13 protein-coding genes are annotated in these 22,208 nt (G+C 41.4%); all 13 read right to left on the bottom strand.

The features are described 5' to 3' along the window. Positions 1-11: 11 nt before the first annotated feature. The 13 genes from CD03_RS0124540 to CD03_RS0124470 all read right to left on the bottom strand — a co-directional run bounded on the left by CD03_RS0124540 (position 12) and on the right by CD03_RS0124470 (position 21,934). Positions 12-1,469, bottom strand: coding sequence for a sensor histidine kinase (locus CD03_RS0124540; protein WP_027295876.1), 1,458 nt, complete (start codon positions 1,467-1,469; stop codon positions 12-14). 214 nt (positions 1,470-1,683) lie between these two features. Further along, a complete protein-coding gene (locus tag CD03_RS0124530) occupies positions 1,684-3,324 on the bottom strand; it encodes a helix-turn-helix domain-containing protein (RefSeq protein WP_027295875.1) in 1,641 nt (546 codons plus the stop codon). Positions 3,325-3,598: 274 nt separating this feature from the next. Continuing rightward, the gene (locus CD03_RS0124525) at positions 3,599-4,618 is read right to left on the bottom strand and encodes an ABC transporter permease subunit (protein ID WP_027295874.1); all 1,020 of its coding nucleotides are present in this window, start codon (positions 4,616-4,618) and stop codon (positions 3,599-3,601) included. After that, positions 4,618-5,685: an ABC transporter permease gene (locus CD03_RS0124520; RefSeq protein ID WP_027295873.1), complete on the bottom strand. Its 1,068-nt coding sequence runs from the start codon at positions 5,683-5,685 to the stop codon at positions 4,618-4,620. Before CD03_RS0124520 ends, CD03_RS0124525 begins: the two co-directional genes overlap by 1 nt. Position 5,686: 1 nt before the next feature. Next, a complete protein-coding gene (locus CD03_RS0124515; protein WP_027295872.1) occupies positions 5,687-7,198 on the bottom strand; it encodes a sugar ABC transporter ATP-binding protein in 1,512 nt (503 codons plus the stop codon). A gap of 255 nt (positions 7,199-7,453) precedes the next feature. Further along, positions 7,454-8,608, bottom strand: coding sequence for an ABC transporter substrate-binding protein (locus CD03_RS0124510; RefSeq protein WP_027295871.1), 1,155 nt, complete (start codon positions 8,606-8,608; stop codon positions 7,454-7,456). A gap of 154 nt (positions 8,609-8,762) precedes the next feature. Next, entirely contained in the window at positions 8,763-10,415 is a 1,653-nt protein-coding gene (locus CD03_RS34700; RefSeq protein ID WP_044289634.1) for a response regulator, read from the bottom strand. A 188-nt stretch (positions 10,416-10,603) separates the two neighbouring features. Continuing rightward, positions 10,604-17,050 (bottom strand): beta-L-arabinofuranosidase domain-containing protein, encoded by a 6,447-nt coding sequence (locus CD03_RS36470; RefSeq protein WP_052377958.1) that lies wholly within the window; start codon positions 17,048-17,050, stop codon positions 10,604-10,606. A gap of 356 nt (positions 17,051-17,406) precedes the next feature. After that, on the bottom strand, positions 17,407-17,853 hold the full coding sequence (locus CD03_RS34690; RefSeq protein ID WP_052377957.1) for a hypothetical protein: 447 nt from the start codon (positions 17,851-17,853) through the stop codon (positions 17,407-17,409). Continuing rightward, positions 17,854-18,696, bottom strand: coding sequence for a HipA domain-containing protein (locus CD03_RS34685; protein WP_044289633.1), 843 nt, complete (start codon positions 18,694-18,696; stop codon positions 17,854-17,856). A gap of 124 nt (positions 18,697-18,820) precedes the next feature. Continuing rightward, positions 18,821-19,105 carry a helix-turn-helix domain-containing protein gene (locus CD03_RS0124480; RefSeq protein ID WP_027295870.1) on the bottom strand — a complete coding sequence of 95 codons (285 nt, stop codon included), beginning with the start codon at positions 19,103-19,105 and terminating at the stop codon, positions 18,821-18,823. Between the two features lie 73 nt (positions 19,106-19,178). Beyond that, positions 19,179-20,636 carry a metallophosphoesterase gene (locus CD03_RS0124475; protein WP_027295869.1) on the bottom strand — a complete coding sequence of 486 codons (1,458 nt, stop codon included), beginning with the start codon at positions 20,634-20,636 and terminating at the stop codon, positions 19,179-19,181. Next, positions 20,618-21,934: a replication-associated recombination protein A gene (locus CD03_RS0124470; protein WP_027295868.1), complete on the bottom strand. Its 1,317-nt coding sequence runs from the start codon at positions 21,932-21,934 to the stop codon at positions 20,618-20,620. The genes CD03_RS0124475 and CD03_RS0124470 overlap by 19 nt, the downstream gene beginning before the upstream one ends. Positions 21,935-22,208 lie beyond the last annotated feature (274 nt).

The raw sequence follows: 22,208 nt of genomic DNA, 5'->3' as shown, positions 1-22,208 counted from the left end.
CTCCCTTTTTCCTAATCCACAGCTTTGCTGCACACAGGTATCTTGAAATAAACCTCTGTACCAACGCCGTACTCACTTGTGATATGTATTTTACACTCCTCTCCGTAAATGAGGCTTAGCCTTTCATTGACATTTAAAAGTCCAAACCCACTCTTACTGTCAGAGAGCTGTTCTCCTTTAAGCTCGTTCTCCAACCTGTTTAATTCCTCCGGACTCATACCCCGTCCGGTATCTTTTACGGAAAAGTGAATATAGTCTCCTATACGGTATCCTTTTACACTGAGCTTCCCTTTTCCTCTTTTGTTCTTAATCCCATGATAAAGGGCATTTTCTACAATGGGCTGCAGGCAGATCTTCAGAATATAATTACATCGTATCTCCTGATCCATCTCAACCTCGTAGTCCAGAATATCCTGATACCGGAACTGCTGGATCATCAGGTAGCTTCTTACATGTGATTCCTCCTCAGCCAGGGTAATAAACTCCTGCCCCTTGCTTAATGTAGTACGGAAGAAGATGGAAAGCTGGTCCACCATCTGCACTACCTGTTCATTTTGCTCATCTTCTGCAAGCCAGATAATGGTATCCAGGGTGTTATATAAGAAATGCGGATTTATCTGCGCCTGCAGTAATTTCAGCTCCGTCTTCCTCAGGTGGATCTGTTCATTGCGAACATCCTCCACAAGGCTTCCTATTTTCTTAACCATAATATTAAAGCTGTTTCCAAGCACCTCCATCTCTTCCATAGGATCAATCCTTACCTGAATATCAAAATTTCCTTTTGCAACCTCTTTCGTGCTGTCACATAACTCCCGGACCGGACGTTCAATACTTTTTGATATACGGTTTGTAAGTATTAAAACCAAAAAAATAATGGCAAAACCAATAATAACACAGTATTGAATGGATGTCCCGATCTGAACTTCCAGCTCCGTTTTCACCACTTTTGCATGTTCCGCTTCATATCTGATATAATCTGACATTTTTTCATCTACCAGCTCTGTAAACTGGTAAATATCTTTGTCTAATATCTCCGTGTTATCTTTCCTGCCCAAAACAGGTTCATTTTTCTCTATATTCTCCATTGTGTTTTTTAATTGTTTTAAAAGACGGAGAATTGCATCGATCCTGTCTACGCTGTTTTCTGTTGTGGCAGTCTCCTTCAGCTTTTCCAGAATAATTTTTGCCTGATTTATATCCTCATATGGCTTAACCTCTTCAAATGTAACCGCACCTGCTACGATCCGGTACATTTTATAATCCAGTTCTGAGCGGAAATCGGAGTTAAATTCCGTAGCCGCTGCCATATTGTTAATCACCGCACTGTATTTTTCATTATAAGAAACCATCAGCAGAATCATCCAAATAATTAATATAATAAATGGTATAATAATGCCGCTCCTTAGAATCATCAGCTTTCTTCGTATAGAACATCTGTCAAACCGGGACTCCACATCCTTCCAACCCATTTGTACCTGTCTCCCTCTGCCGCTTTTATCTGAAACAATTCTGATAAAACCCTGTTATTTAATATTTTATAATTGACAAAAAGGGCCTATCAGATATTCTGTCAAGAATTTTTCTGTATCAGACCCGAAATGCTTTCCTTATATACTTATTATAAGAATAATGTTTTTTATGATCAATGGGTTTTCTTATCAAAAAAGTACGAAAATGTATCATTTATCTGATCTCCTTTCTCTGCACTTTAATCCGATAATCTTTAGGCGTACAGCCCTCCATTTTTTTAAACAGATAATAGAAGTAGTGAGAATCTTTATAACCGACTTCATAACCAACATCTGAAATTCTGATATTGGTGGAGCGCAGCAATTCTTTTGCCCTTTCAATACGAATATCCGTAAGGTACTCTACAAAAGTAATCCCGGTTTCCTGGCTGAAAATACGGCTGAAATGGTTGGGACTTACATTTACCCTGGCAGCTGTTGTATTCAAGGATATATCCTCATCGTTATAATGAATCCTGATAAACTCTTTGGCACACTCTACCATATCAGCATATTTGTTTACAGCCGCCAGTTCTCTCAGGTTCATACAGTTTTCAAAACTTTGTATAATATACTGCTTTGTTTTACCAAGTGAACGGGTAAACATCATGATATCACCGAATTCAGGAAACCTTTTCTGAAGATCCTCCCTGGTGCGCCCAATGCTTTCTAAGAACTGAACAATCTGAAAATTAATATCCAATATAATATACTGCCGGAACATTAATGAATCCATATTGTTTTCTCCAAGGCTCCGGATAAATTTTTCCACAAACAGCTCAATGTCGCTTTTTAAACCGCTTTTTAAAAAATTCAATGCAACTTTACTATCCATATGATTTGAAGCTACATCCATCAAGCTGAATGGTTTTTCTTTTTCCAAATCCCCTGCATGAATGTCACCTCCATAAAGTACCTTATTTCCTAAGGTAAGAAACCGGTAGGTATACGCTCTGTTTGCATATTGATAACTAAGTGCAATATCTTTAAGATCCAGCACGTTTTTCCCAATTCCGATAAAATAATGCAGCTTATGGCTTGCATCCGTCTCCTTTGAAATAATCCGTATGCATTTGGATATCGTCTGATCTACTTCCTTGGGCGTCTTACCTGTAATTAATAATGCCGCACCTTCTGCCAAATGATCAAAATAAATCAGATTTTTATCCTTCTCAAACGCTTCCATCAGGAATGCTTCCACCTGCATATAGTCCTGGCGATATTCCATATGGTATTCATAACTGGATGCAGAGATTTTGTATAGTAAAAAATTATAAGCACCTGCTTCCAGATCCAGTCCCAGGCTTTCTCCTTTCTGCTTCAATTCGTAAGCAGTACCCTTACCGCTTAACAGTTCATTATAAAACTGATATTTTAATATTTCATAATCTTTCTCCGCTTCTTTCTCGTATTGTTCCAGAAATAGTGTCTGTGCCCTCTCCTCTTCTAAATCCTCTTTCATTTCCAACAGTGACTGCAGCAGTCTTGCACTGGTCACCGGCTTTAAGAGATACTCTGCTACCCCAAGCCTGATTGCCTGCTTTGCATATGAAAAATCATCATACCCGCTCAAAATAAGTATTTTCATCTCCGGGAACTCTTCTTTTACCAATCTGCATAATTCCAACCCATCCATAAAAGGCATTTTAATATCTGTTATGAGAATATCCGGCCTTATCTTTCGTATCATTGAAAGTGCCTTTTCTCCATCCTCTGCCTCACCGGAAAAGAGAAAGCCGTTTTCTTCCCACTTCACCCTCCTTTTAATACCCTCCCGAATAGTCATTTCGTCTTCTGCCAGAAATACTTTAATCATATTGTCCTCCGTCCTTAGCATATTTCCACACTATTGACCGTACTACTCCCTGGTTTGTATTCTGCAGGCTCTGCAGATATGACTCACGGTACAGCATAGTATATTATCGTAATAATAACCATCAAAAGCAATAGTGTTCACATGATCTTTGTATCTTTATACAATATTAATTATAAAAAGGGCCGTCTTGAAAAGCCATATTTATGCTTTTATTGACAGCCCTGCTTTTATTTATGTTTTCATTTTTAATGCTGCCTACCCAGCAATACCCTCATTATTTTTTCAATTTCATTCTTGCAAATATAGATTGTAAAACTATAAAGAAGCAAAGTAATGCAGATAATACGATTCTTACCCACCAGCTGGACAGTGTTCCCTGGGTTGTGATCAAGCTGGATATGGAACCTTTGATTAATACGCCGAACAGTGTTCCAAATGGTGTTCCAACACCTCCGCTCAGCAGAGTACCTCCGATTACGGCAGATGAGATGGCATCCATTTCCAGCCCTTTTGCCTGCTCCACAAATCCTGCGCAGCTGTTGAGGCAGAAGAGAAATCCTCCAATGCCAGCCAAAAGTCCATTCAATATATATGCACACAGTTTGGTCTTACGAACATTGATACCCATCATTAGGGCGCTTTGCTGATTACCTCCGATTGCATATAACTTACGTCCAAACTTTGTATATTTCATAATAATAATTACAACAATGAGAATGATCAGGGCTATGACCACCGTGGGGTATATGTACGCCGCCTGGAAGACGCCTTTCTTACTCACAGTACCAAAAGGCATGTTTATTTTATAATTTGCCCAATTTAAAAACACTTCATTTTTAATAGAAATCATATCTGTACTGACTATAGCTGTCAGACCGCGTCCAAAAAACATACCAGCCAGCGTGACGATAAATGGCTGAATGTCCAGAAAAGAGATTAAAAATCCCTGAATCACGCCATATGCCAGGCCTATCACCAGTGCAAGCAATACAGCAGTATAAGCACTTGCGCCATTATTCTCCATCTGATTGGCAGCCACCATACACACCAGCGCTGTCACAGAACCTACGGAAATATCAATTCCTCCTGTGATCATTACAATAGTCTGACCCATTGCAATTACCAGAAGCCCTGCATTTGAAATAAACAGGTTCAGAAACATCTGCGGTTTCGCAAATCCTTTATCATTAAAGATAATCATACCAGCGGCATACATGATCACGAACAACAGTATCGTAATCATAAGGAGGAAACTGTTTCCATTCAGTTTTTTCTTATTATTTAAACTTTTCATTACTGATTCCCTCCTTGTGCAGCTAATTTTTTTGCGTCCTTTTTAGCAGTAAGATTTTTGAAGAATTTTTTAAATACCTCACTCTGCAGTGTAACAATGATAACAACTACAACGGCTTTGTAAACCGGCAGCTGGTCAGCAGATACATTCATTGCATAAAGTGTTGTAGTCAGAGCCTGAATGGTATAAGCACCAATTACGGATCCCATCAGACTGAACTTTCCGCCGCTCAAGATATTACCGCCAAGAGCAACAGCAAGAATAGCATCCATTTCCAGATTTAAACCAATATTATTTGCATCAGCAGAATAAATTCGGCTGGATGCAGCAATTCCGGCAATTCCTGCAAGCAGACCACACAGCACATAAGCAAGAAACTTAATCATTTTAGAATTGAGCCCCACCAGACGGGAAGCAGCTCCATTAATACCTACGCACTCAATATATAAGCCTAACGCTGTTTTCTTTAAAACAAGGTTGATTATGATGATTACAATAATTGCAATGAATATAGGTGTTGGAATTGGGCACTTGCCGATATATCCCCCTAATACCTTGTAAGATTCCACGCGGACATAAGTTATCTGTCCCTGGGTAATCAGCTGCGCAATACCTCTGCCTGCTGTATACAATATCAATGTTGCAACCATAGGCTGTATATTCAGATGTGCAACCAGAAAACCATTAAAGGATCCACAGATCATGGCTACAATTAATGCTGCCAGTATTGCAATAATCAAAGGATTCTGAAAAGTATTGGTGGAAACTTCGCCGCCGGACAGAATCTGACAGCAGACAGCTCCTGCCACTGCCATGGTGGCGCCAACGCTGATATCCTGACCTCCGCTGGCTGCGGTAACTAAAGTCATGCCGACTGCCAGAATTACCAGCTCTGACGCACGATTGATAACATCAATAATATATCCGTACAGTACACCGTTGTTAAGAGAAATTTTGAAGAAGCTGGGGGTTGTAATCACATTAACCAGTAATACAACCAGCAGACATACAATCGGCATGAACAGACGCATCCTGGTAACTTTTCTAAAGTCTATTTTCTGTTTCATGTTATTCCTCACCTCCTGCAATTGCTTTCATAATACCTTCCTGTGTCATTTCATCCCCGCTGATCTCGCCTACTTTCTTACCATCTCTAAGTACGCCCATGCGGGAACAGGTACGGATCATTTCTTCTACTTCTGAAGAAATAAATGTTACCGCCATTCCTTCATCTGCAAGTTTCAGTACCAATTTCTGAATCTCTGTCTTCGTTCCGATATCAATACCTCTTGTAGGTTCATCCAGAATCAGGAATTCCGGGTTGGTCAGAAGCCATCTGCCGATAATTACCTTCTGCTGGTTTCCTCCGGAGAGACTCTTGATCGGAGTTTCACGGCTTGCAGTCTTAACCTGGAGCATGTCAATGTATTTATCTGCCGCTTCTTCCATCTCTTTACGGCTCATTGGTTTGAACATGCCGCGTTTTGCCTGAAGAGCAATAATTATATTTTCACGTACCGATAAATCCGCAATGATTCCTTCCTTCTTACGATCCTCCGGCAGATATGCCATTCCAAGCTTCATTGCATCTATCGGAGCATGGATTTTGACTTCTTTTCCATTTACCATAAGTTTTCCGGAATCTGCTTTATCCGCACCATAGATTGCCCTTACAAGTTCCGATCTTCCTGAGCCCAGCAGGCCTGTCAGTCCGATTACTTCACCTTTATGTATATCAATGTCAAACGGCTTGATTGTTCCCGTATGGCCCAGCTTTTCGGTACTGATTACCGGTACGCCTGCTTTTGCTTTTGACTGCTCCCGGTCTCCTTTGATATCAGCCAGATCATCAAAATCTTTACCCATCATCTTTGCTACCAGCATAACCCTGGGAAGCTCTTTGACCTCATATTCTCCTACCAGTTCCCCATTTCGTAAAACGGTAATGCGGTCACATACCGCGTAAACCTGCTCCAGAAAATGTGTTACGAAGACGATGCCGACTCCTTCTCCTCTTAGCTTTCTCATTAGGATAAACAGCTTTTCAACCTCATCATCATCCAGCGAAGATGTGGGTTCATCCAGTATCAGCACACGGCATTTCATGTCTACTGCACGGGCAATTGCGATCATCTGCTGTATTGCAATGGAACACTCTTCCAGTTTCTGTGATGGCGCTACCTGGATGTCCAGACTCTCCAGCAGTTTACCTGACATCTGGTTCATCTTGTTCCAATCGATAAGCCCCATTTTCCTGGGTTCCCTTCCAATGAAAAGATTTTCCGCTACGGATAAATTGGGACAGAGGTTTACTTCCTGGTATACCGTGCTGATCCCGTTATTCTGTGCATCCTGGGGAGAGTGGTTTTTGACTGGCTTGCCTTCCATCTTTACCTCTCCCTCATCAAATTCGTATACACCTGTCAATACTTTAATCAAGGTTGATTTTCCGGCACCGTTCTCACCCATCAGTGCATGGATTTCACCGGTTCTCAATGTAAAATCAACATTCTGCAATGCTTTTACGCCGGGAAAAGTCTTATAGATGCCACGCATAGTCAAAACTTCATTCTGCTTCATTCTTCCTCTACACCTGCTTTCCTATTACTGTTTTACATAAATCAAAAACCCCGCCGCAAGCGACAGGGTTTTTAACCCTCGCGGCAGTCGCCAAATGGATCCGCAAGCGCATCCGATTGGCTCGTTGCTCGCGTAAATAAGGCGCAGCAGCTTATCCGTATTCCGAATTATTCTGCCACGCCCTGTTCAAGATCCTAGTGCCGCACCAGAACTTATCCTATGCAGTACCGGTCATGAATCCGCAATTTAAATTTTTTAGTATGCACGGCTATCAAGCACTTCCTGGGTCATAACAGTAACCGGATAATCGGTTCCGTCAACATTAATAGATGTTACTTCGCTTGGATTTGCAAAAATTTCTTCATCTACATACTGTTCTTTCTCTACATTTTCTCCTGCTTCCAGTTTCTGAATGATTTCTTCAACACGTGGTCCGTGTAATGGGTTACATTCTGTGTTGCACACGATTTTGCCGGATAAAGTATCTGTCAGACCAGCATTTGTTGAGTCAAAGGACATTACCAGAATATCTCCGTCAACGCCTACTGTCTTACCAGCTGCTTCAATTGCATCAATTGCTCCAAATGCTTCATTATCATTTTCACAATATACTACATTGATGTTGTCGTACTGTTTCAGCATGGACTCCATAACTTCCTGTCCTTTTGCCTGTGTAAATTCACCAGTCTGAGCTGCCAGAAGGTTCCATCCGTTTGCTTCTACTGCATCAGCAAGTCCTTTTGTACGTCCGATCTGTGCGGAAGCTCCGATTGTTCCCTGGATATCTACGATATTAATTTCTTTCATGCCTTTAGCATCTGCATATGCTTTTAACCATGCGGAAGCTTTTTTACCTTCTAATTCAAAGTTAGAACCTACCCATGCTGTATACAGGCTGTCATCGGATACATCTACCATACGGTCAACAATGATTACCGGAATTGCTGCATCTTTTGCTTCCTGAAGTACTGTGTCCCATCCTGTTTCGGTTACCGGTGCCAGTACAATATAATCTACTTCCTGCTGGATAAAGTTACGGATTGCCGTAATCTGATTTTCCTGTTTTTGCTGTGCATCATCAAAGATCAGTTCATAACCGTTATCTTTGCTGAATGTTGATTTCATTGATTCTGAGTTTGCTGTACGCCAGTCAGATTCTGCACCAACCTGTGAAAAACCAACTGTAACATTACCGCCCTCGTCGCTTCCTCCGTCTGTAGTATCTGCTGCTTCTGTTGTTGCTGCTGCTTCTGTCGTTGCTGCTTCTGTTGTTGCTGCTGCATCTGTAACTGCATCTGTCGCTGCTGCTGTTGCTGCCGCTTCTGTTTCTTTAGCACTGCTTCCGCATCCTGCTGCCATGGAAGCTACCATTGCTGTACAGAGTAAAACGCTGATTACTTTTCTTTTCATTAATAAATCCTCCTTAGATTATGTAAAAGTTGATTTCTTTAACCATCTTTATCATAGTCTATTTTGAAAAAATTTTATACGGACGGACTTTTGTGTTTTGTAATGTATTTTTCGTATTATCTGATCTTCCTTTGGTTTTTGTAAGAAATTTTTTTTAAATGTTCGAAATTTTTTGAAGTAAATTTATTTCCGGTACTTTTTTTCCTCTCAACCGGTATTCCTTCGGCGAACATTTTTGAGTCTTTTTAAATATGTAATTAAAGTAATGGGAATCCTTATAACCGACCTGATATCCGATTTCGGAAGTCTTCTGGTTAGAGCACATCAGCAGCTCCTTTGCCTTATCCATGCGCACTTCTGTCAGGTATTCTACAAATGTCATTCCTGACTCCTGGCTGAATACCGAGCTGAAATAGCTGGGGCTCATATTCACATGAGATGCCAGTCTGTTCAGTGACATATCCTCCTGCATGTAATTTTCTGTAATATAAGACTTTGCCTTTAGCAGAATATCCGAATATTTACGCCCGGATGCGTTATCCCTCAGCAGAAGTACATTTTCCAAAAGTTCCCGTATATACTGCTTTGTAGTATCTAATCCCACAATATGTTCGCTCAATCCTTTGATCTCGCCGCAATTTTCTACCAGTTCTTCTTTGCTCAGCTGAATTTCTTCCCCAAATGCGATTGCACTGAAATAGATATCCATGCAGATATACTGACGCATCATTAAGGATTTCAGGTTGTCCTGACTGGTATTTCCAAAATACCCCTTTATAAAACTCTGCACCTCATCCAGTGTCCCATTTCGCAAAAACTGTCGGATCATTTTTCTGGAGTCCTCCACAGAATATATATTAAACAGATCAATATCTGCAACCGCCCCGGGTATATAACTGTCCTCATATACTACCCTGTTCCAGTTTTCCACAAAGCGGCTTGAAAATATCTTGTCCGCTTCATTATAAGAAATTCTCAGTTCCCGAAGCCTTGATACCATCTTCCCCACCCCTGCATAGTATTCCAGATTTTCATATCCACTGATCAGTTCCACCAGATAATGACAGAACTCAGAAATCTTTTCATTTAATTCCTCACTGCTGTCACCCTTTATCAGAAAGGCCAGCCCCTCCGCACCTCTCTCATATACAAATACATGGCTTTGGGTTTCTACATATCTCTGGATTTTTTCCGAAACCTCCACTACTCCCTCGGAATATTCTGCCTCATGCTCCTTTTTCCGTATTTTGAACAGAATCATATTATATTTTTCCGCACTCAGCTCCATGCCCAGCTGACGCCCCTGTTCCAGCGCTGCAGACATTGGCACCTGTTCTGTTACAAGCATGGTGAAGAAACACTGTATATTTCTTCTTACATTTTCCTCCATCTCTTTTGAATACTTTTCCAGCAGCATACGTTCCTCCCGCTCTTTTTCAATAATTTCAGCTACCTCTTTTATTGCTACAAGCAGCCGCTTTGAGGATATTGGCTTCAGCAGATATTCCTGTACCCCCATTTTAATCGCTTCCTGGGCGTAGCCAAATTCACCGTATCCGCTTAATATGATGACTTTTGTATCCGGCAGATCACGAAGAACTGCCTTACTCAATTCAAATCCGTCCATAAAGGGCATCTTAATATCTGTGATCAGAATATCCGGTTTGTTTTTTATGATCATCGGATAAGCCAATTCACCATCCGATGCTTCCCCTACAAAAGAAAGCCCTTCCTGTTCCCATTGGATACCTTTTTTGATACCGTTTCGAATTACAATTTCATCTTCTACTAAAAATACCTTGATCATATTTGCCACTCCCTATTCATACTTTTTTTAATTATTCTTCTATATAATAGTAATGCCAAAAATAAATGGAAAAAGAAACGGGATTTCTTATTAATAAGGTGGGATTTTTTATCGTTATAAAAAACGCTGTTCAGCAAAAGGATTTTAACCCCGAATCTAATACGGGATTAAAATCCTTTTTTCATTTCCTATTTAATGGTTATACTTTTGATTTTAGAATATGCTCCATAGACTTTCTTTCCATTAATGGTCCGGTAAGCCCTGATTTTTACATAGTATTTCTTACCACTCTTTAATCCTTTTACAGAAGCAGATACCACTTTTTGTTTCTTAACTGCCGCTTTTTTCTTGAATCCTTTGGATTTATACTGAGACATATAAACCTCGTATCCGGATGCCCCGCTTATTTTCTTCCAGCTGATATTTGCTCTGCCCTTTTTTGCGGACTTCACTTTTATGGATGGTACTTTTAGAAGAGATGCTTTCACGGCTGCACTGTTAGCACTGCTGTAAGCACCCTCGGATGCCACCGCCTGTACTTTATAATAATAAGTCTTTCCGGCAGTTACTTTGCGGTCCGTATAAGAGGAGGAAGTAACCGTCTTGATTTTTCGGTAACCGCTTTTTGCTTTTGTGGAGCGGTATAAATTGTATTTTACTGCTTTTGACGATTTACTCCAGCTTACTTTTACTTTTTCCGCACCTGACTGAACTGCTTTTACTTTTCCCGGTGCTGCAAGCTTAACGGTAACCGTCATGGATGCTTTCACTCCTGATCCATCCTGTGCCATCACAGTGATTACGGATTTTCCGGGCTCTTTTGCCAGGATACTATTTCCATTGACGGCCACTGATTTTGTATTGGAAGAACTGTATGTTACTTTTTTATTGCTTGCATTTTCCGGTGAAATCAATGCCTGAAGTGCAAAGCTTTCTCCCACTGTTACTGTTTTCGATGTTGGATTCAACGCAATACCCTTAACCGGAACTGGCTTAATTGCCGGAGCTTTTACGATCACGGATAAGGATACTTTCACACCGGAACCATCTTCTGCCGAAACAGTTATGATGGCATTGCCTGGTGCAGCCGCTGTTATTTTATTTCCGCTTACCGCTGCAACTTTTTCATTATCCGACTGATACTTCAGACTCTTATTGGCTGCATTTTCCGGAAGCACTTTCACATCGATCAGGGTACTTTCACCTGTGATCATGGTTTTCTGGCTCCATCCGGGCAGAATCTGACTCACCAGCACTGCCTCTTCCACATTTTTTCTTTCAATTATAACTGTATAATCTTTTAAGGTCACATGATCCTCTGCATATACCCGCAGCGCAGCTTCTGTTTTGTCTCCCTCCAGTGTGATTTTCTGAAGTGCAGAATCATTGACAAGGATGTCATTTATATAGAGCAGTCCATAGGTATCAGCCAGTTTAGCAGTAAATCCAACCTCCTGTGTCTCTTCTGGTACAGTAATCACACAGCTGTCTTCCTTCATTTCCACAGTTCCCACATTGGGAGTCAGGGAAACCAGATATGCATTCTGGCTGTAACTGGTTGCAATATACATCTCTTCTACTAACCGGGCTGAAGCCTCATTTGCCGATCCTTCAAACTTCAGCGGCACTACATCATAAGTCTTCCGGGTGCCCGTTGCAGTATCATCTACCGTAATAGACTGTGCTTTTTTCACTGCATCTTCCGGGATTTCTATCTTCATTTCATAGACAGCATCTTTTCCGGAATAATTTAGTTTTTCATTGTAAATGACCAGATCCCCGGCTGTAATCTTTAATGTTTTTCCATTATCAATCTTTGCTAACTGGCATAAAATGTAGTTGGTCTTTTCTTTGTTGACAATCATCCGGTACGTGAAGAATCCACCCGGTACTGCATAACGTGTTGTCATACCATTTAACGCATTATCACTTCCCCCAACAGAACCTGCTCCATTGTTATCATCCAATTGGTGTATATTGTCGTTTTCGTACTGTCCGTAACCAGCCTTAATAACATCTATTTTTGCCTGGTTTGCACGGCCTTCTTCTTTTTGTTTTAATATAGCCGCCTGCTGATCCTCCGCACTGCTGTCTGCACCTGTAAAATACCAGTAGATTCCATACCGCTGTGTGTGCTGGAGATAATGGGTAGAGAAGGTCAGATCGTGATCCGTTCCTTCTAGTTTAAACGACAGCTTTCCGTCTTCTCCCACTGTCTTAACCAGATATTGATTTATATTTTCCATAAATTCATCTACCGTATATTTTTCAATATCTATGGTCTCTGTTCCCAGAACTGCTCTTTTTCCGTCTTTGGGGCTGGCTGATTCTGAACCGACTACTTTTGTCTTTGGAATAGAAACTGCTACTCCGCAGGTGGTCAGATCCATTTTATCATCTGTGCCAAGTTCTGCACTTAATACCACCGGACCATATTTAAATGCGAATGCTCTTTCATCATCCGGCAGTGTAAATGCCCTGACCTCCATTGGAAGCTGTACACTTACTGTGTCGCCGTCTTTCCATGTACGGTCAATGCAGAGATAACCTCCGGCAGTTTCTGCTTTCTGATCTACTCCATTCACTTTTACAACAGGCGTTCCCGCAACCCATGAGGGAACAGAAAGGCGTAAGTTCAAATCAGCCTTATCAGCTCCGTTTAATAAGGATATGGTAAATTCTGAGGTATCTGTCTCAGGGATAGCCGTTTTCTGAGTCAGTTTTACATTCTTCTCATCCCAGGTTAATTCAGAACTCAGATACTGATTAACAAAAAGGGTATGATCTTTATAAAAATAAATACTGTCCCCAAGCTTTGTAAAATTCTCCATTCCGCTTCCTGTACAGCACCAGAACTGGTTATTATTGATATTGGTATCTGCATATACCTTGAAATATCCGGCTGCCATTGGCTGGAAATAGGTAGTCATCCCCGTTTCCGGATTTATGGAGGACATAATGGCATTCAGGAAAGTGTTCTCGTAATAATCGGAGTATTTTTTATTTCCTGTTATCTTGAATAATTCCCTGGTCATTTTAAGCATGTTGTAAGTATTGCAGGTCTCACAGTTACACTGGGTCCGCTCCGCATCCAGGATATTGTCTGCGCCGAAGTGTTCCCACTCACTGTTGCCTCCTGTAATATAGGTATGTCGCTCAATTACCATATCCCAGAATGCTTCTGCGTATTGCAGGTAACTGGAAGCATCCTGTTTTTCTCCATTGATTGTTTTCCCATCCAGCGCGCGGTAGCGGTTTAATGCTCCCAGGAATTTGGGTATGGTAGTATTGGCATGTTTTCCATTTAATATATTTGGTGTTCCGGCAAGTACATTTTCAAATAAGGTGTCTTCATCAAACATATGAGCAGCTTTGGCATGCTCTTCCTTACCGGTACATTTGTAAAGTTCATAGAGACAGTCATTCATGCCTCCGTATTCAATGTTCAGCACCCGGCGCTGCGTGGCTGCATCCCACTTGCTGGTTCTGTTGTAAATCCAGTCTCCAAGGGATGATGCCGTCTTCAGGGCCTTTTCATCTCCGGTGAATTTATAAACGTCTACCAGTCCTGCAAGTATTTTATGCATGGTATACCATGGTACCCAGTTTGCACCGCCTGTTTTTCCTTCCATAATATCAAACTGTTTTTCAATATTGCTGCGGTCTTCAATCTGCGCACCAAATATGAAACCTGTTCCTATAGCATTCTGGCATTTCTCCAGTTCCTGAATTAAGTAAGCAAGACGGTCTTTCATCCAGGTTCTGTCTTCTTCGCTGTCCGCTGTCAGATATGCCTGTGCACATGCTGTCAGGTAATGTCCCAGGGTATGCCCGCCGATATAGCTGTCTTCCCATCCGATGTAAGTCTGTTTATTCTGCGTACTTAATCCTGCCGTCTCCCGGAATCTGGACAGCAGCCTGTCCGCATCAAATTCCTTTAAAAAAGCAATATCTTTGTCGGTAACCTGGTCATAGTAATCATTTGTTACATCTACAGCTTCCAATGGAAATTCTTCAATTCCGGTGATGTCCGTTTCTGCCAGAACAAGAAAACGGAACGATTTATCTTTCGTAAGATTTCCAAGTGTCAGGGTTGCCTTTAAGATTACCTCTGCGTCCTTTTCTCCTGCCTGAGGCCTGTTCACCGTACCATCTGTGGAAATCACATTGGTATTACTGCTTTCCCACTGTATACTGCTTCCGTTCAGTCCCATCTTCGGCAATTCCAGGAATTCTTTTGTAAGTTCTCCTTCTTTTAACTTTAATGCCTTCTGGTCTTCGGCAATCCGGTCCTCATCTGTCATATCCAGATTTTTATCCGCATAATTCTGCCAAACCTCCTGATCGCTCATGGCATAATTATAGACATCAAAATAAGAAATTGTTCCGATGTATCCCGGATCGTTTCCATAGAGTGACAATCCCATATATCCAATAGCATCCTCAGGATTTTTTACACCATTTTTTAAAATATCTGTCAGGTTATATCCGTGTTTTGTAGTTCCCGCAAGCTTACCGTTGAGATAAAGTTTCGCAGTCTGGTCTTCGCTGAATACCATGGCAGCCGTTGTATCTTCGCCTGGTTTTATTGCACCGCCGATATTCACGGACTGCTCGCTTTTGCCATTTGCTTTTAAGGTAAAGGCAACCTCTCCGCCGGCTCTGATCGGATTCAAAAAGACGTAATTATTCACATCTTTTGTTCCCAGATTAAAAACCCAGGCAAAGTCCATCTGTGACGTATTGAATTTCATTTCAATAGTAATACTTTCATCTCCATCTTCGATAATGCCGGAAGGAATCTTAACATACTGGTTTTTATTTCCCGTAAACTTAAGCTTCTTTTCCCCATCTTCATCTGTTGTTACATTGCTTTCATTCATTCCGGCCAGGGGTGCATTGCATCTGCCCTGTTTGTCTACCAGCATACCGTCCTGTACCGTCATATCATAGCTTACATACAACTGGTTTTCTGTCAGCGCCGGAACATTCAGCGTAAATTCCTTTGTTTTCGTCACATCCCCATATGTGACAGAAGCTGTCAGGATTACCTGGGCATCTTCTTCTCCGGGATTCGGGCGAACCACCTGTCCCTGGTTGGAAATGACTTCTTCCCTGCTGCTGTTCCAGGTTATGGCACTTCCATTTCTTCCGGCATCCGGAAGCGTTACATCATGAACCAGCGTATCCGTATTTACAAACGGATTTAACAATGCCAGATCTTTATCCACGATTTCTTCATCGGTATAAATTCCCCCGTAGCGGTGGTACAATGCAGAAACTTCTTCTGAATCGGCACAGTGGCTGTAGATTTCAAAATCATCAAATGCCAGTTTTGCAAATCCACCGTTGTATTTTGGAGAATTAAATCCCAGATATTTATAATCTGAATCATTTCCGTTAATTTTATTTCCTTTGTTATTATATGTCAGTTCCTGTGGAATCCCATTGCGGTAAATACAGGCTGCTCCTGTCTCACTGTCATAAGTCACTGTGACATATACCCACTCATCCACCGGGAAAAATTGATCCCTGTCATCCTCTACCGATATCTCCATAGGCTGTCCACCACCTACCGAAGTTCCAACAGACAACTTCAGCGGTACTGTATCGCTCAGGCTGGACAGATACCATCCTTCTCCTGCGTAATTACCGTTGGGCTTTGCCCACATAATAATATGCTCGCCCTTGCCCAGTGCTTCAGGAGCTTTTACCCAGAATGCCGCAGTCAGCATAGACGGCTGCAGGGACGCGCTGTTCCCCAGATTCAGATAAGTTTTCCCATCTAACTGCAGTGCATTTCCATTCATTCCTTCTATGTAATTTTCAGATCCGGTCAATGCTATCGGAAGATCTTTTCCGGATGTATCCGAAACGTTCCCGTCAAACTTTAACTGAAGTTCCAGATCCGCATCCTGAATTGGCTCACTGGTGTAGATCCGAATCCAGTTAACATTAATTGTCTTCCCTTTTACTTCATCTGATTTACGCACATCCACACTCAGATAGCCATTTTCATCTGCCGTTGCTTCACCTTTCACTACGGCATTGCCACTCTTGGGAATGTTACCGCTGCTTCCGATATGCTGCTCTGATTCTTCCCCTCTGTTTGCGTAGACTTCTACCGGGCTGGAATTCCCCCAGTTATTGCCTACTCCAACTTCCACATCATAGGTCTTGCCTGCCTGAAGTTCAAATTTATAATCTACGTAAAGCTCTTTGATTCCATTTTCATTTTGGTTTCTTCCGTAACGGAAACTGAGTTCCTTAGAAACACCATCTTGTGCCAGCTGCTCATTTGCCCATGTAAGTTTCGTATAGACACCCGTGACCGGATATGTCTCTTCTGAAACTTCTCCTGCGGGATCATCTATCCCCCACATTCTGCCTGTGCCGGGATCTTCTCCAAAGACCTGATCCGTAACTGTATTCCATGCTCCGAACTCATCCCCATCTGATACCGTAGTCACATCATGATCACCTGCATCAACAAAATAAAGTAATGTCTTCTTCGCCTCTTCCTGTGTTCCAGACTCTTCTGCATTTGCCTGCATTGGCGCCACGCTGCCGAGAACCATCGTAACAGCCAAAAAACCGCTTAGTAACTTTTTCCATAAAACCTGCTTTTTCCTCATTGTAATCTCCTCTCCAGTTTTGTTAATGGCTGATTCCGCTGAATCAGTTTGCCATTTCTTTGCCCGGGTATGTTTGAAACTGCTCTCTGTCCGCAAACTGGTACATGCAGATCACGGAAATGAATTTTACACACGCTCCGGATTCCCTCGCTTTCTTAGTAATGGTTTAAGTATATTTTATGGATGGAAATATTCAATGTTCATTTTTATCAAATGGGTTGGATTATTTATCTTATTTTGTTATGGCGGCATTTTATAAATGCGCACAAAAAAAGCCGGAACGCAATTTTTTCGATTATTAATTGCTTTCCGGCTCCTATGAATCAAATTGTTACTATGCTATTTCATCTGCGTTATTACTCTTCCACCACCAGATTATCCTGTGATGCCTTATATGGTGTCCGAATCAGCCACTCAAATGGATCGTAATAATTTAATCCAACTGCTTCCATCATCTCCATTACATCCTGCCTGTTCTTCGGTGGCGTCCTCTGTATTATAAATGCCGGGACATGGTTTACCCTGTAATATTTACGATATCTGCAATCCATATCAATCCCCGGAATCCCCAGAAATGCTCCCGGTTCCTCTTCTGCCAGTTTATCAATTGTTTCCCAGTATGGCTCTATAATATACTGAAACTCCTCATTCCAGAAATGCTCATAAGTTATTCTGGCAACAGGTATTTTATTTTCTTTCCATACCGCCTTTATATCTGCGATTCTGCTATAATCCGGCTCTTCCAAAATGGGTGTAGTTACTTCGTTTAATGGAACTGCATCAATAACATCCTTCTGCAACATCTATTCTACCTCTTTATGAAATATATGTTTATAACGATATCTTAACATTAATTTGTAAAAATCTTTTCTATTCTCACTGATAAATGCAGTTTCATCAATACATTTATCTATTTTCTTAAAATCGATTTTATCTGTGATTTTCTTTTCTGCTTCCTTACAGCCTACAAAATCTCCATTATTTATTACGTCATAATAAGATGACTTTTTCCCATCCAGAAGAATCTGTGATGTAGGAAAATGGTAAGTTCTTTTATCCATTTCCTCCTGACTATTCAAAATCCTGTCAAGCTCTTCATCCCGAAGCCGTGGAAAAAGAGAGGACCCGTTGTCATAAATTGGTGCCAGCCTGTAACTTGTAACTCCTTTTAAGAACCCCCAATTATAGCCATGTCTGTCAAAATTTGCAATCAATGCATCTACGATAAACATCTCCCAGAATCTTCGTATTAACTCTTGTCTCACAATAACTTTTGTATGCTGTTCCAAAAGATATTCAATTTCTCTATAACTATATACCGTATGTTTTTCTCTCTCCGTATCAAAAGAAGAATCTCCTGTAGATGAAAATTCCACTAATGTTTCCCCTGTTCCAGCAGTAAAATCCTTTATAGCCACAACCTCCTGTCCTTTATAGATACCTAATAGTGTATCATGCACATCCAGGCCTGTTGTTTTAATAATATGGCTGGCGAGATACTCAGAAATATGGCTATAAGAAGGCTGACCGTTTACTACTTTCCTAAACTTCAACATATACGCCTCATCATGATACACAATTCCGGTCTTTTTTTCACTCCCGGAATATAATATCCCGCTTAAAGTGCAATCACTAAAATCAATCATTTATTCGTTCCCCATATCTCTTCTTTTCATTTATGACAAACAGGAAACATGTAAACACGCTCCCCTCCGGACGATCCCCGCCATAGTTCCAACTTTTCTACAGTGATAAAAAACTTTCAGCTTTTTAATTTCCTTCATTTATAATCTCCTCAATGGATAAAAACGGAACTTCTTCAAATAAATTTTCAAGTTCTCCGTGAATTTCAAGTGCGATCGCTATCTTCGTTAAAGAAATCAATGATATTTCCCCTTCTTGCTCAAACCGCTTCACAGAACCTAAGCTTACTCCTGATTTTTCACTCAATTTTTTCTGTGATATTTTTCTCCGCTTTCGGATTCTGCGTATTCTTTCCGCAATAAGTTTATTAATTTCTCCGGGTGATTTTTGATTGAAATGATATATATTCATAGCTAATATTTTATCCCATTTCTGATATTTTATCAAGTATTAGATAATATATTAGCCATCTTTTGCTTTCTCTCTATTTCGGTTCCACCAATACATGAAATCCATCCGTCCCCAGATAATTTTTCTGCATAAGCTGCAGTACTTCCTCTGCCGGCATAACCATATTATTAACCGCTGGCAAATAAATATCAACATTCTGAAACGCGATATAATTGCTCCTGTCTTTTCTTACCGAATGAATATCTGTCATGCCAATATTATATTTTTTAATGGTTAGAAACATCAGCCAGAATCGAATTACATCATAGTCATCCAGCGGACGCATGTCTTCTATCATATGTGGCACATTATTATAGACGTAGCCGGTTATAACAGCCGCGGTAACGAACGCCCTGATATCGCTAAAATCATTTTCCTCCAAAACCGCAATGGACGCAAATACAGATTCAACAATGTACTTAGATAACCGTTCCGTCACAACATAGTCACAAAAATTTCCCTCCAGGCAGCCAGTCAGAATTTCCATGACTTGTTTCAGATAACTGCTTCGGTCATTCGCTAATGCTGCAAAATTCTTTTTATTTGCCGCACATCTTTTAAAACCCCGGGTCTTTATCTGGGTAACCATCTCAATATCCCTTATGGTATCCGTAACGGTAATCGGCGAAAAGAAAGCGGATATCATACTCTCTTTCGCTAATGCAATACCGCTGCTGCCGGAGATTCTCTCCAACCTGCCAAACAGTTCGGATGAATAACGGCTTTCACCCGCTACTTGTTCTGCTGATTTATTTTCATAGCCAATCTGATAGGACACGTTATTATAACAATGTATCTGTTTATGATGGGTATGTCCGAAAATATTCCAGCTGTTTTCTGCCTTAAGACCGGTCAAAGAACTCCACCAGCAGTCTGTATCTTCCCTTGTGAAATCAAACATTGGAAAATGTGTAAGAATCAAAACCTTTTCTTCCGCAGATACGACCTCATTTGCAAACGCAACCCAGTTACCATGAAATTCCTTTATCTGTTCCGGGTGAAAACCTTTTACCATACACGCATCCGGCAATTCCGTAAATTGCTCCAGTGGGATGTCACCTCCCACCCTTCGTCTGAAACTTGTCCATCCGGTATCGCCAATAACACAGAGATCATCATAATAATATTTTCTGCCCGTTATCAGCAGCCTGAAATACTGATTTTCCTTTGTTGCAGTATCAAATAAAGCAATCAGCTCCTGATAGCTTTTTGGGGACTGACTCCAGTAGTCATGATTTCCCAGGACGCAAAATCCCCTGATTTTATTCTTCTCCAGCTCCTTTATAAATCCCAGAGTCTTTCTATAGTCGTTAAAGTAATCCCCTGCCAGACATAACAGACAATTTCCGTAGTTTTCTTTTATAAATGATAGAAACTCTTCCTTTAATCTATCTGCTGCTTCCAGATTAAATTCCTGATTGGTAAAATCAAAGTGCAGATCAGATATAAATACTATGGGACGATACGACAACCCTATTTTTTCATTTTCCACTCCTTAATCTCCTCCAGCCGTGCTTTGATCTCTTTTTCCGTTCCCTGCCCGGTGGGCTCATAATAAGTACGATCCTTCAGACTGTCCGGCAGGCACTGCATCCTTGTCAGTTTCTCCTCTGTATCATGAGCATACTCATAATCTTTCCCATAATTCAGATCTTTCATCAGCTCTGTAACGCCATTTCTGATCTGCAGCGGTACCGGTTCGGCAGGAAGCTCACGGATATCTCTTTTGACAGCATTGCACGCAGCATATATTTTGTTCGATTTCGGAGCCATTGCAAGGTAAACGACAGCATGGGACAGGTTGACATCGCACTCCGGCATTCCGTTAAAATGGCAGGCCTGATATGCCGCCACTGCCACCTGCAGGGCATTACTGTCAGCCATGCCGATATCCTCACTGGCAAAACGGATCAGGCGTCTCGCCACATACAGAGGGCTCTCGCCCCCTTCCAGCATTCTCATAAGCCAATAAACAGCTGCATCCGGATCACTGTTGCGCATGGATTTATGGAGCGCCGAAATAATATTATAGTGTTCCTCCCCCGTCTTATCATACAGGAGTGATTTCTTCGTGATACACTGCTCCATAACCTGATCGGTCACAGTGACCTGCTCCGCACTCATCTCACCGTTTAAAATCGCCATCTCCAAAGTATTGAGGGCAGTTCTGGCATCTCCGTCGGCAAATCCTGCGATTGCCCGCAAATGATGTTCTTCAATAGCGACCTTCTGATTCCCAAACCCCATGGGATTGCTCAGCGCATTATGCAGCAACTGCACCAGATCTGATTCTACCAGCCCCTTTAAGACAAATACCTTGCATCGGGACAGAAGCGCCGCGTTAACTTCAAAGGACGGATTTTCCGTCGTTGCACCGATCAGCGTGATACTGCCCTGTTCAACGTATGGAAGAAAAGCATCCTGCTGAGCCTTGTTAAAGCGGTGTATCTCATCCACGAACAAAACCGTACGAATTCCCATCTTCCGGCTGGCCTCAGCCTTAATCATTACCTCTTTAATTTCCTTGATACCACTGGTCACAGCACTGAAATTAATAAAATCTGCTTTTGTCCGTCCTGCAATAATACGTGCCAATGTGGTTTTCCCAACCCCCGGAGGCCCCCAGAATATCATCGAAGATACCTGATCCTGTTCGATCAGCCTCCGCAGGACTTTTCCTTCCCCCAGCAGATGCCGCTGGCCCTGGAACTCTTCCAGTTTTTCCGGCCGCAGACGGCTTGCCAGAGGATTATATTTTTCTCTGTCATCAAAAAGTGTCATTTGCTCCATGATCTTTTACTCCTTTGGATGAATTTTACGTTCCTGCCTGTGATGTCTGTTATCATTCATTATAATTCACCGAACATACATTCGTCAATCTTAACTTCAGCAGAATTCCAGTTTACCCACAGAATTTATGACAATAAGAACCTCGAATTGGGGGGCGCAAAATTTGGAGGGTGCAAAATTAATCTCCCCGGTAATATTTCATACCAGGGAGATGCTTATCTGATGCTTATCTGATTTTTATTTGATCTTATCTGATTCTTATTAAACTTTAAAA

This window comes from Robinsoniella sp. KNHs210 (assembly GCF_000686105.1).
In the GTDB taxonomy this organism is placed as follows: domain Bacteria; phylum Bacillota; class Clostridia; order Lachnospirales; family Lachnospiraceae; genus Robinsoniella; species Robinsoniella peoriensis.
The sequence above is the reverse complement of the archived record's forward strand: the minus strand, read 5'-3'. Positions and strand labels throughout refer to the sequence as shown.

Excerpts from the sequence above, each read along its gene's own strand:
- CD03_RS0124525 (WP_027295874.1), bottom strand. The coding sequence starts at position 4,618 with ATGAAAAGTTTAAATAATAAGAAAAAACTGAATGGAAACAGTTTCCTC.
- CD03_RS36470 (WP_052377958.1), bottom strand. The coding sequence starts at position 17,050 with ATGAGGAAAAAGCAGGTTTTATGGAAAAAGTTACTAAGCGGTTTTTTG.
- CD03_RS34690 (WP_052377957.1), bottom strand. The coding sequence starts at position 17,853 with ATGTTGCAGAAGGATGTTATTGATGCAGTTCCATTAAACGAAGTAACT.
- CD03_RS0124520 (WP_027295873.1), bottom strand. The coding sequence starts at position 5,685 with ATGAAACAGAAAATAGACTTTAGAAAAGTTACCAGGATGCGTCTGTTC.
- CD03_RS0124530 (WP_027295875.1), bottom strand. The coding sequence starts at position 3,324 with ATGATTAAAGTATTTCTGGCAGAAGACGAAATGACTATTCGGGAGGGT.
- CD03_RS0124515 (WP_027295872.1), bottom strand. The coding sequence starts at position 7,198 with ATGAAGCAGAATGAAGTTTTGACTATGCGTGGCATCTATAAGACTTTT.
- CD03_RS34700 (WP_044289634.1), bottom strand. The coding sequence starts at position 10,415 with ATGATCAAGGTATTTTTAGTAGAAGATGAAATTGTAATTCGAAACGGT.
- CD03_RS0124540 (WP_027295876.1), bottom strand. The coding sequence starts at position 1,469 with ATGGGTTGGAAGGATGTGGAGTCCCGGTTTGACAGATGTTCTATACGA.
- CD03_RS0124470 (WP_027295868.1), bottom strand. The coding sequence starts at position 21,934 with ATGGAGCAAATGACACTTTTTGATGACAGAGAAAAATATAATCCTCTG.
- CD03_RS34685 (WP_044289633.1), bottom strand. The coding sequence starts at position 18,696 with ATGATTGATTTTAGTGATTGCACTTTAAGCGGGATATTATATTCCGGG.
- CD03_RS0124480 (WP_027295870.1), bottom strand. The coding sequence starts at position 19,105 with ATGAATATATATCATTTCAATCAAAAATCACCCGGAGAAATTAATAAA.
- CD03_RS0124510 (WP_027295871.1), bottom strand. The coding sequence starts at position 8,608 with ATGAAAAGAAAAGTAATCAGCGTTTTACTCTGTACAGCAATGGTAGCT.